Annotated in this window: 10 protein-coding genes; 3 read left to right on the forward strand and 7 right to left on the reverse strand. The window is 66.3% G+C overall.

The genetic code is table 11. The features are described from left to right. Positions 1 to 2: 2 nt before the first annotated feature. The 5 genes from AC3WTC_RS14405 to AC3WTC_RS14425 all read right to left on the reverse strand — a co-directional run bounded on the left by AC3WTC_RS14405 (position 3) and on the right by AC3WTC_RS14425 (position 4,842). Positions 3 to 1,187, reverse strand: coding sequence for a cystathionine gamma-synthase (locus tag AC3WTC_RS14405; protein WP_088101627.1), 1,185 nt, complete (start codon positions 1,185 to 1,187; stop codon positions 3 to 5). Between the two features lie 123 nt (positions 1,188 to 1,310). Beyond that, entirely contained in the window at positions 1,311 to 2,681 is a 1,371-nt protein-coding gene (locus tag AC3WTC_RS14410; protein ID WP_025878454.1) for a pyridoxal-phosphate dependent enzyme, read from the reverse strand. Positions 2,682 to 3,035: 354 nt separating this feature from the next. Then, positions 3,036 to 3,272 (reverse strand): HP1242/YdcH family protein, encoded by a 237-nt coding sequence (locus AC3WTC_RS14415; protein ID WP_025878453.1) that lies wholly within the window; start codon positions 3,270 to 3,272, stop codon positions 3,036 to 3,038. Positions 3,273 to 3,595: 323 nt separating this feature from the next. Continuing rightward, positions 3,596 to 4,480 (reverse strand): OmpA family protein, encoded by an 885-nt coding sequence (locus tag AC3WTC_RS14420; RefSeq protein WP_025878452.1) that lies wholly within the window; start codon positions 4,478 to 4,480, stop codon positions 3,596 to 3,598. Beyond that, entirely contained in the window at positions 4,477 to 4,842 is a 366-nt protein-coding gene (locus tag AC3WTC_RS14425; protein ID WP_492711729.1) for a DUF4398 domain-containing protein, read from the reverse strand. Before AC3WTC_RS14425 ends, AC3WTC_RS14420 begins: the two co-directional genes overlap by 4 nt. A 121-nt stretch (positions 4,843 to 4,963) precedes the next feature. Between AC3WTC_RS14425 and AC3WTC_RS14430 the strand changes: the two genes are divergently transcribed. From AC3WTC_RS14430 to AC3WTC_RS14440, 3 genes are all read left to right on the forward strand, one after another. After that, positions 4,964 to 6,091 carry a PilT/PilU family type 4a pilus ATPase gene (locus AC3WTC_RS14430; protein ID WP_025878450.1) on the forward strand — a complete coding sequence of 376 codons (1,128 nt, stop codon included), beginning with the start codon at positions 4,964 to 4,966 and terminating at the stop codon, positions 6,089 to 6,091. A 130-nt stretch (positions 6,092 to 6,221) separates the two neighbouring features. Next, positions 6,222 to 7,505 carry a putative DNA modification/repair radical SAM protein gene (locus tag AC3WTC_RS14435; protein ID WP_105163373.1) on the forward strand — a complete coding sequence of 428 codons (1,284 nt, stop codon included), beginning with the start codon at positions 6,222 to 6,224 and terminating at the stop codon, positions 7,503 to 7,505. Next, the gene (locus AC3WTC_RS14440) at positions 7,486 to 8,985 is read left to right on the forward strand and encodes a UdgX family uracil-DNA binding protein (protein WP_492711730.1); all 1,500 of its coding nucleotides are present in this window, start codon (positions 7,486 to 7,488) and stop codon (positions 8,983 to 8,985) included. The genes AC3WTC_RS14435 and AC3WTC_RS14440 overlap by 20 nt, the downstream gene beginning before the upstream one ends. Before the next feature lie 33 nt (positions 8,986 to 9,018). Here the strand turns inward: AC3WTC_RS14440 and maiA are convergent, their stop codons facing one another. Both maiA and AC3WTC_RS14450 read right to left on the reverse strand, forming a co-directional pair. Next, positions 9,019 to 9,687 (reverse strand): maleylacetoacetate isomerase, encoded by a 669-nt coding sequence (gene maiA / locus AC3WTC_RS14445; protein WP_492711732.1) that lies wholly within the window; start codon positions 9,685 to 9,687, stop codon positions 9,019 to 9,021. 14 nt (positions 9,688 to 9,701) lie between these two features. Then, the gene (locus AC3WTC_RS14450; protein ID WP_025878446.1) at positions 9,702 to 10,691 is read right to left on the reverse strand and encodes a fumarylacetoacetate hydrolase family protein; all 990 of its coding nucleotides are present in this window, start codon (positions 10,689 to 10,691) and stop codon (positions 9,702 to 9,704) included. Between the last annotated feature and the right edge of the window lie 599 nt (positions 10,692 to 11,290).

Genomic DNA, 11,290 nt, shown 5'->3' on the forward strand with positions numbered 1-11,290 from the left:
GATCAGCGATTCCCTGCTTCCAGCGCCCGCTCAAGATCCACCTGCAGATCCCCCAGGTCCTCAACACCCACGCTCAGCCTTACCAGTGCATCACTGATGCCCAGCTGCTCGCGGCGTGCCACCGGGATCGACGCATGGGTCATCACCGCCGGGTGGTTCACCAGGCTTTCCACCCCGCCCAGCGACTCGGCCAGGGTGAACAGTTCGGTCTTCTCGCAGAAGCGCTTGGCCGCCTCGAAACCACCCTTCAGCACGATCGAGACGATGCCGCCGTAGCCGGCCATCTGCTTGCCCGCCAGCTCATGCTGCGGGTGCGAGGCCAGGCCCGGGTAGATCACCTTCTCCACCGCCGGGTGCTTTTCCAGCCACTGTGCAAGCGCCATCGCGTTGGCGCAGTGCGCCTTCATGCGCAGCGGCAGGGTCTTCAGGCCACGCAATGCGAGGAAGCTGTCGAACGGGCCCTGCACGCCACCCACCGAGTTCTGCAGGAAGGCCATCTGCTCGGCCAGTTCGGCGTTGTCGCCGACCACGACCATGCCACCGACCATGTCCGAATGGCCGTTGAGGTACTTGGTGGCCGAATGCAGCACCAGGTCCGCGCCCAGCTCCAGCGGACGCTGCAGCATCGGCGAGGCGAAGGTGTTGTCGACCACTACGATCAGGCCATGCCGCTTGGCGATGGCGGCGACCGCGGCGATGTCCACGATCTTCAGCATCGGATTGGTGGGGGTTTCAATCCACACCATCTTGGTCTTCGGGGTGATTGCCGCTTCGAAGGCCGCCAGATCGGTCAGGTCGACGAAGCTGAAGTCCAGCGCAGCGGTGCGGCGGCGCACGCGCTCGAACAGGCGGAAGCTGCCGCCATAGATGTCGTCCATCGCCACCACGTGGCTGCCGGCATCCAGCAGCTCGATCACGGTGGAGCTGGCGGCCATGCCCGAGGCGAAGGCGAAGCCGCGGGTGCCGCCTTCCAGCGAGGCCACGCAACGCTCGTAGGCGAAGCGGGTCGGGTTGTGGGTACGCGAATACTCGAAGCCCTGGTGCTCGCCCGGGCTGGACTGCGCATAGGTCGAGGTGGCGTAGATCGGCGGCATCACCGCGCCGGTGCTCGGGTCGGGCGACTGGCCGCCATGGATGGCCAGGGTGGCCAGCGCCAGCGCGCGGTCCGGGGAAGAAGCATTGGACATGTCGTTTCCTGATTGGCGCCGATGACCGGCGCCGTCGAAGGAGCGGGAGTCTATCAGCGCGGCCTTAACGAGCTTTGACGCGGATAAACCGGGATTCAGCAGCGATCTGCGGCGATAAACGCCTTACTGAACGCGCCGACGCAGGTAATTCAGCAGGTCGATGCGGGTGATCAGGCCGAGGAAGGTGTCACCGTCCATCACGATGGCCACCTGGCCGCGGTCGAATACCGGCAGCAGCGCCTCGATCGGCGATTTCACATCCAGGCGATCCAGCTTGCTGACCATCGCGGTGGCCACCGGGTCACGGAAGCGTGCTTCGTCGCCGTAGACGTGCAGCAGCACGTCGCTTTCGTCGACGATGCCGACCAGCTGGTCACCGTCCAGCACCGGCAGCTGCGACACGTCATACAGCTTCATGCGCTGATAGGCGGTGGTCAGCAGGTCGTTCGGGCCGATCACGACGGTGTCGCGCTGGCCGTACGGGCGCAGGATCAGGTCGCGCAGGTCGCCGTGCTGCGGGCGCTCAAGGAAGCCGTTGTCCAGCATCCAGTAGTCGTTGTACATCTTCGACAGGTACTTGTTGCCGGTGTCGCAGACCAGCACCAGCACCTTCTTCGGCGTGGTCTGCTCCTTGCAGTACTTCAGCGCCGCCGCCAGCAGGGTGCCGGTCGAGGAGCCACCGAGGATGCCTTCCTTGCCCAGCAGCTCACGCGCGGTATGGAAGCTCTCCGCGTCGGTGATGGCGTAGGCCTTCTTCACACGGCTGAAATCGGAGATCGAGGGCAGGAAATCCTCGCCGATGCCTTCCACCAGCCAGCTGCCCGACTTGTCGTTGAGCACGCCGTCGTTGATGTACTCGGCCAGGATGGAGCCGACCGGGTCGGCCAGCACCAGCTCGGTCTTCGGCGACAGCGTGGCGAAGGCGCGCGAGAGGCCGGTCATGGTGCCGGAGCTGCCGCAGCCGAACACGATGGCATCCAGATCGCCATCCATCTGCTCGAGGATCTCCGGGCCGGTGCCGAATTCATGCGCGGCCGGGTTGTCCGGGTTGCCGAACTGGTTGACGAAGTAGGCGCCCGGGGTCTGCTCGGCGATGGTCTTGGCCAGGTCCTGGTAGTACTCCGGGTGGCCCTTGGCCACGTCCGAGCGGGTCAGGCGCACTTCGGCACCCATCGCCTTCAGGTTGAAGATCTTTTCCCGGCTCATCTTGTCCGGGACCACCAGGATCAGCTTGTAGCCCTTCTGCTGGGCCACCAGCGCCAGGCCCAGGCCGGTATTGCCGGCGGTGCCTTCCACCAGGGTGGCGCCGGGCTTGAGGTCGCCGCGCTTCTCTGCCGCTTCGATCATCGACAAGCCGATGCGATCCTTGATCGATCCGCCCGGGTTGGCGCTTTCGAGCTTCAGGTAGAGCTCGCAGACGCCAGCATCCAGGCGCTGGGCCTTGACGATAGGGGTCTGGCCGATGAGTTCGAGGACGGAAGAATGGATGGGCATTCGGGGGACTTCGGTTCGCGCCACACAGGGCCGGACCGGTGATTATCCGACGGATGGCGACGAAAGTCAGGAGCCGTTTCTGTAGCGCCGGGCCATGCCCGGCGGGAGGCGTGCTGACCCACGGTCGGCACCCACCAGCTCGGCTGGCGGCCCAAGGGGATGCGGACGGCCCCGGATCGACGAGGAGACCGGTACCGCCCGCATCGGGGGACGTGCCTGCGGGGCCAAGGCACCACCGCGTGTGGTGCCTTGGCGCGACGCCTGCGTTCAGCGGCGCCGCGTTGCCAGGTCAGGAGAGCCTGGCAGGGCCATCGATGGCCAGGTCATGCCATTCCGGGCACGACAGGGGGTGCGTCAATGCGTGGGGGACGAGGTTGCGAGCGGTGTTTCGTACATTCGCAGAAGGCGTTGCTTGGCCAGCAGCTTCTCGCGCTTCATTCGACCCAGGGTGACATCATCGATCGGGAGTACACCCAACTCCGCATCCATGCACTTCTTGTTCAACTTGCGGTGCTGGTCATGGAGTGCCCGGAACTCCGGATCGCGCGCGCGACGGGCGTCGATCTCGCTCTGGGGCTGATCTTCAAACATGATGGACCTCCTTCGACAGATACACGAACGCCCCGGCCGCAAGGCACGGGGCGTTGTTCATGGAGGAGTGCCGGTCGATGCCCACATGGGTGCCCACAACGACGTGCGGCACTGGCCTGCGCACTTCGATCTGCTGCGGTTCGCGCCCTGCTTGCATCGGCCCGGCCCTCCCATCGTCCGGTCCGCGTTATTGCGTCCCGGACAATTGACCCTACGCTTGCTCTGGACGGGGTTCAAGCCCCTGCGGCAAAAAGACCGAACCCCGCCGAGGCGGGGTTCAGGCTGAATACTCAACACAACGAAAAACAAACAATATCAATCAATTACGGCGCGATGACGACCTCGGCCGAGCGGGCCCGGGTGGAGGCGGCCTTCTTCCCAGCCACCTGGATCCGGCTGCTGGCGACACCGGCCGACACCAGCGCGTCGCGCAGTGCCTCGGCGCGCTTCTGGCCGACGCCATTGGCACTGTCATAGGCTTCGATGCGGATCCTGCCCTTCTTGCCGATGTTCACGTACTCGGCCAGGGCCTTGGCCTGGTTGCGGGCGCCACCGGACAGGCTCGAGGCCCCGGCCGCAAACGCGTCACCGGCAAAGGTGAAGACCTCGCCGCGGCCATCGAACTTCGAGCCCGGCAGTTTCTGCCCGGACACCAGCTCGGCTTCCTCACGGGCCAGCTTGGCCGCGTTCTGCTGGGCCGAGCTGAGGCGCTGCTGCTGCTTGCCGGCCACGCTGGTCAGGGCGTTCTCGGCATCCTGGCGGGCCAGGGTCTCGGCCTCGGCCGCCTGGCGCAGGCGTTCGGCCTCTTCTGCCTGCATCTGCGCCTGCATGCGCAGCTGTTCGGCCTCCTGGCGGGCGCGGGCGGCATCGCGGCGGCTGGCCTCGATCAGCAGATCGCCGCGGGTGCGCTCCAGGCGGTCGACCTCGCGCGCGGCCAGCGCAGCCCGCACGGCGGTCTCGGCGATCTCGACCCGGCGCTCGGCCAGGTAGGTGGCCAGCTCTTGGTCACGGCGCTTGGCCTTCTCCAGGGTGGCGATGGCCTGCTGCGCCTGCATGCGCTCGAAGGCGCCCAGTTCGGCGGTGTCCGGATTGGCCTGGATCGCCATCAGGCGCTGGCTCAGCTGGCCCACCATCGGGTTGTCAGCCGCCAGTGCCAGCGTCGGCAGGGCCAGCAGCGTAGCCAGGGTCAGCGCGGAAATCGTCTTCATCGGCGGTCCTCCCCGGTCGACAACTGGCGCTGCAGCTGGTTGACCTCGTCGCGGCGCAGCTGCAGCTGTGCGGTCGCCGTGGCTTCCTCGCTGCGGGCACGGGCCAGATCGGCGTCAACGGTGGCACGCAGGGCCAGGGCCGGTGCGTTCTTGCGCTCGCGGCGGTCGCCAGCGGCACGCTGGGCCTGCTCCAGCCCTTGGCGGGCCAACCCGATCAGGTCCGGGGCGTACTGGTCGGCGTCGGCCTGGGTGGCCTTGTCCACCGCCTGCCGGGCCTGGGCCAGTTCCAACGCGCCATCCTGCGCCCAGGCGGGAGCAGAGAGTGCGAATGCAAACGCCATCACATACAGGCTGTGGCGCATTCGTGCGAAGCTAAGTCGTTTCATTGGGGAGGCCGTACCGGTTGTCGGTTCGCGGCCATTGTCGTCAAGCCGGTACCGTGCTTGCAACGGGCACCGGCAGTTTCGTTGGGGAAAATTCGCAATGGATATCGGCTACTTCCTGAAGCTGATGACCGAAAAGAACGCTTCGGACATGTTCTTGACCACCGGCGCGCCGGTGTACATCAAGATCGAGGGCAAGCTGTATCCGCTCGGCAATACCGGCCTGCCGCCGGGAATGGTGAAGAAGATCGCCTACTCGCTGATGGACGAGGGCCAGGTGCCGCAGTTCGAGCGCGAGCTGGAACTCAACATGGCCATCGCCCTGGCCGATGCCGGGCGTTTCCGCGTCAACGTGTTCAAGCAGCGCGGTGAAGTGGGCATGGTCATCCGCGCCATCCGCAGCCGGATTCCGAGCATCGAAGAGCTCAACCTGCCGCAGGTGCTGAAAGACGTCATCATGACCCCGCGTGGGCTGGTGCTGGTGGTGGGGTCCACCGGGTCGGGCAAGTCCACCTCGCTGGCGTCGATGATCGACCATCGCAACAGCACCACCACCGGTCACATCCTCACCATCGAGGACCCGATCGAGTACCTGCACAAGCACAAGATGTCCATCGTCAACCAGCGCGAGGTCGGGCTCGATACCCATGCCTTCCACAATGCGCTGAAGAACGCGATGCGTGAAGCGCCGGACGTGATCCTGATCGGCGAGATCCTGGATGCCGAAACGATGGAGGCGGCGATCGCCTTCGCCGAAACCGGGCACCTGTGCCTGGCCACCCTGCACTCCAACAACGCCGACCAGACCATCGAGCGCATCCTCAACTTCTTCCCGGAAAGCGCGCACAAGAACGTGCTGATGAACCTGGCGCTGAACCTGCGTGCGGTGATCAGCCAGCGCCTGGTGAAGAACAAGGAGGGGCGCCGCCTGCCGGCCACCGAAGTACTGATCAACACGCCGATGATCCGCGACCTGCTGCGTCGCGGCCAGGTACACGAGATCAAGGCGGCGATGGAGGCTTCGCTGGAAGAAGGCATGGAGAGCTTCGACCAGTGCCTGTTCCGGTTGGCCAAGAACGGCACCATCGATCAGGAAGAAGCACTGCGCGCGGCCGACTCGCGCGATGGCCTGGCGCTGAAGTTCCGCCTGTCAGAAGGCGGCAGCGGCGAGCACGATCCGTATGCGGACTTCTCGGCCGGCGCGCCGAGCATTACCCACGGGTTCTGACGGCGCGCCCGCCAGGCATGGCCCGGCGCTACCGGACGCGTGGTGGCAGCGCCGGTCCATGCCCGGCGGAATCCTGAAGAGTTAAGGGGCGGTCTCATCCAATGAGACCCCTCGTGCGTAGGTTTCTTCAATGGAAACCATACGCAAGCTGGCCATCCTTGCAGATGCCGCCAAGTACGATGCCTCCTGCGCCTCCAGTGGTGCGGGCAAGCGCGATTCGCGCGCCTCCGGCGGCATCGGCAGTACCGAGGGCATGGGCATCTGCCACAGCTACACGCCCGATGGCCGCTGCGTGTCGCTGCTGAAGATCCTGCTGACCAACTTCTGCGTGTACGACTGCGCCTATTGCGTGAACCGGGTGTCCAGCAACGTGCCGCGCGCGCGTTTCAGCGTGGACGAGGTGGTCACGCTCACCCTGGACTTCTACAAGCGCAATTACATCGAAGGGCTGTTTCTTTCCAGCGGCATCATCCGCAACGCGGACTACACGATGGAGCGCATGGTGGAGGTGGCACGCCGGCTGCGCGAGGAGCACCGATACGCCGGCTACATCCACCTGAAGACGATCCCCGAGGCATCGCCAGAACTTCTGGCCGCTGCGGGTCGTTACGCCGATCGCCTGTCGATCAATGTCGAACTGCCCACCGAGGCGGGCCTGGCCACCCTCGCCCCGGAAAAGACCAGCACATCGATCCGCGGCGCGATGGGTGAACTGCGCTGGCGCATCGAAGAAGCCAAGGAGGCCCGCAAGGCGCCGGCAGTGATCGCACCGGTTTCCAGCCGCGGCGCGCGTCCTCGCCCTCCCCGCTTTGCACCCGCCGGGCAGAGCACGCAGATGATCGTCGGCGCCGACGGTGCCAGCGACCAGCAGATCCTGACCAGTGCCGACAGCCTCTACGGCAACTACCGCATGCGCCGGGTGTACTACTCCGCTTTCAGCCCGATTCCTGATGCGAGCCGCCAGCTGCCGCTGCAGCCACCTCCGCTGCAGCGCGAGCACCGTCTGTACCAGGCCGACTGGCTGCTGCGTTTCTACGGCTACGGCGTGGAGGAGATCACCGACACCACCCAGGGCGGCATGCTGGATCTGGACATCGATCCGAAGATGGCCTGGGCGATCCGCCATCCCGAACGCTTCCCGGTTGACCTGAACCTTGCGCCGAAGGAGCTGCTGCTGCGGGTGCCAGGCCTGGGAGTGCGCAACGTCAAGCGCGTGCTGATGGCACGCCGCCACGGTCGCCTGCGGGTGGCCGACGTTGCACGACTGAAGGCGCCGATGAGCAAACTGCTGCCGTTCGTGCAGCTGGCCGACCACCATCCGCGCAGTGCGCTGGATGATCCGGCGGCGCTGCGCGCGAAGCTGGCGCCACCACCCCGCCAGGGCTCGCTGTTCGATGCCACGCCCGCTGCCTGAGCTGCAGCGCTGGTCGCTGCGCGTAGACCCGCCGTGGTCGCTGGATGCCTGGCGCGGTGCGGCGCGTGAGGCCTTGCTGCGCGGGGTGCTGCCGGAACAGCTGGACTGGATCACGGGCAGCGAAGCGTCGCTGCTGGACGCGCCGGCGGTGCAGCAGGCGCCACTGCCCGACGGCGCCACCGTCCCGAACGTGCCGCGCGACTTCGTCGAACTGGCCGCTACCTGCCTGTGCCATCGCGATCCGCAGCGCCTGCCGCTGCTGTACCGCCTGCTGTGGCGCATCGCGCATGGCGAACGCACGGTGCTGTCCAATCCGGCCGACGCCGATGTGCTGCGGTTGATGGCGATGGCGCAGGCGGTGCGCCGCGACACGCACAAGATGAAGGCCTTCGTACGCTTCCGGGAGGTGCCCGGCGAGACCGACGCGTTCATCGCCTGGTTCGAACCCGACCACAACATCGTCGACCGGGTCGCGCCGTTTTTCGCCCGCCGTTTTGCCGGTATGCGCTGGGCGATCCTGACACCCGCGCGCAGTGTCCGCTGGGATGGCAGCGCGCTCTCATTCGGTGATGGCGGCAGCCGTCGCGATGCACCCGCCGAAGACGCCCGTGAGACGCTGTGGCAGACCTATTACGCCAGCATCTTCAATCCGGCCCGGCTCAACACGCGGATGATGCAGCAGGAAATGCCCGCCCGTTACTGGAAGCATCTTCCCGAAGCGCACCTGTTGCCGGGTCTTGTGCGCGACGCAGCCGGCCGCGTGCAGGAGATGCATGATCGACCGGCACAGGCACCGCAGCGACGTATTCCCGCACGGCCGAACGATGCAACCGGTGCCGGTGCGGACAATGGCAGCCTGCAGGCGTTGCGCCAGCAGGCTGCCGTCTGTCGGCAGTGTCCGCTGTGGGAAGCGTCGACCCAGACCGTGTTCGGCGACGGTCGTGCCGATGCACGCATCATGCTGGTGGGCGAACAGCCCGGTGATGTCGAGGACCTGAGTGGTCGCCCCTTCGCCGGGCCGGCGGGCAAGCTGCTGGACCGTGCGCTGCAGGAGCTGGGCATCGAACGCAGTGCCCTGTACCTGACCAACGCGGTGAAGCACTTCCATCACGAGCGGCGAGGCAAGGTGCGCCTGCATAAGCGCCCTGAGAGCCGCCATGTGCATGCCTGCCGGCCGTGGCTGCAGGGCGAGATCGCACGGGTGAAGCCGCAGGCGATCGTCTGTCTGGGTGCCACGGCGGCCTCGTCCGTATTCGGTCGCGATTTCAACCTGACGCGCGACCGTGGCCGCTGGCTCACGCTCGAGGATGGCACCCGGGGATACGCCACCGTGCATCCTGCCTGGGTACTGCGGCAGAAGGATGATACGCGGCGCGAGGACGCCTACCGGTTGTTCCGCGATGACCTGCGGCAACTGCTGGCGGCCGATTCCGCGCCCACCGGGCATGGCCCGGCGCTACCGCGCGCCGGAGACCGGTAGCGCCAGGCCATGCCCGGCGAGCACAGCGGGACGTCAGGCGGCGTCGACCTGGTTTTCGGGGCGTGCAGCGATGAAGGCATCCAGCTGCTGGCAGGCCGCTTCAATGCGGCGCAGTGTGGGGTATGCCGCCAGGTCCAGGCCGAAGCGATGGGCGTTGTACAGCTGCGGCAACAGGCAGATGTCGGCCAGACCCGGACGGTCACCGTGGCAGAACGTACCGGTGTCAGCACTGTCGGCCAGCATCGTTTCCATCGCCGCGAAGCCCTCGGCCATCCAGTGCAGGGTCCACTGCGTGCGTGCATCGGCGGGAAGCTGCAGATCGCGCTCGAGGTACTGCATCACCCGCAGGTTGTTGATCGGGTGGATGTCGCAGGCCACCAGCTGCGCCAGCGCCCGCACCCGTGCGCGGCCAGCGGCATCGGCCGGCAGCAACGGCACCTGCGGGAACCGCTCTTCCAGATACTCCAGGATCGCCAGCGACTGGGTCAGCACGTGGCCGTCATGCAGCAGCGTGGGCACCAGCTGCTGCGGGTTGAGCCCGCGATAGGCGTCATGGTGCTGCTCGCCGCCATCGCGCACCAGATGCACCGGTCGTGCTTCGAAAGCCACGCCTTTCAAGGCCAGGCCGATGCGCACGCGGTAGGCGGCGCTGGATCGCCAGTAGGTGTACAGCACGATGCCGTCGTCGACCGGAATCTCCATCGCCGCCTCCATGCTCAGGGCTTGGCCGCCTGTTCGATGCGCTGCTCGATCGCACCGAAGATGCTGTTGCCGGCGGCATCGAGCATCTCGATGCGCACCACGTCGCCGAAGGACATGAACGGCGTGCTCGGCTTGCCGTCGCGCAGGGTTTCCACCACGCGCTGTTCGGCGAAGCACGAAGCACCCTTGCTGGTGTCTTCGTTGGCGATGGTGCCCGAGCCGACGATGGTGCCGGCACTGAGCGGCCGCGTCTTCGCCGCGTGCGCGACCAACTGGGCGAAGTTGAACTGCATGTCGACACCCGCTTCCGGCGCACCGAACCACGTCCCGTTGATGTGGGTCAGCAGCGGCAGGTGCACCTTGCTGTCCTGCCAGGCAGCGCCCAGCTCATCGGGAGTGACGAACACCGGCGACAACGCCGAGCGCGGCTTGGACTGCAGGAAGCCGAAGCCCTTGGCCAGTTCGCCCGGGATCAGGTTGCGCAGCGAGACGTCGTTGACCAGGCCGATCAGCTGGATGTGGCCGGCGGCCTGCTCCGGGGTGGCGGCCATCGGCACGTCGTCGGTGATCACCACGATCTCCGCTTCCAGGTCGATGCCGTAGTCCTCGCTGACCACCTTGACCGCATCGCGCGGGCCATGGAAACCGGCGCTGGTGGCCTGGTACATCAGCGGATCACTGTAGAAGCTCTCCGGCACTTCGGCGCCGCGGGCGCGACGTACGCGCTCGACGTGTGGCAGGTAGGCGCTGCCATCAACGAATTCATAGGCGCGCGGCATCGGCGCGGCCAGGGCCTGCGGGTCCAGGTCGAACACGCCATCGGCGTCACCGGCATTGAGCGACTCATACAGCGCATTCAGACGCGGGGCCAGATGGCTCCAGTCCTCCAGGGCCAACTGCAGGGTGGCGGCGATGCCGGTGGCGCGCACGCCGTGGCGCAGGTCACGCGAGACGACGATGAGGGTGCCGTCGCGGCCGCCTTCCTTCAAGGAACCAAGCTTCATGGTGGGTGTCCGGAGTCGTGGGCAAACAAGTTTCAAGTGTAATCAAATAAGCAGCGTAGCCAAGCTGCAGCGCGGCATCGCCTCACCCTACCGCAGGAGGGGGGCGGCAGGGTTGCACCCTCCACCTGCTTCAAGCCAGAGCAACGGCCGGAGCAACTGCCGGAGCAACTGCAACAGCCGGCTCTGGGTTTTCTGTGGGTTGGGCGGGGCGGTATGGGGCTGCAGGACACGCCGTAAACCCATCCATGGGGGCTCGATGGCGCCATCCATGGCGCCAACGGTCCTGAAGCCCCATACCGCCCCGCCCTCGACAGTTTCCCGATGACGGTGGTAGATCCACGCCATGCGTGGATGAATTTCCAACGAAATCGAATATTTCGACAATTGAACGAAGAGCATCCACGCATGGCGTGGATCTACCGTGTCGACCAAGGTGACACCCACCAGGAGCAGGCCCTGCCATTTCGACAGATCGCGGAAAACTGTCGAAGGCGGGGTGGGTCCGGTTGCGGGGGTGTCCGCGGCATGGATGCCGCGGCCAAGCCCCCAAGGACGGGTTTACGGCGTCCCCCGCAACCGGACCCACCCCGCCATCCCAC

Source organism: Stenotrophomonas sp. FW305-C-20-S1, assembly GCF_058783335.1.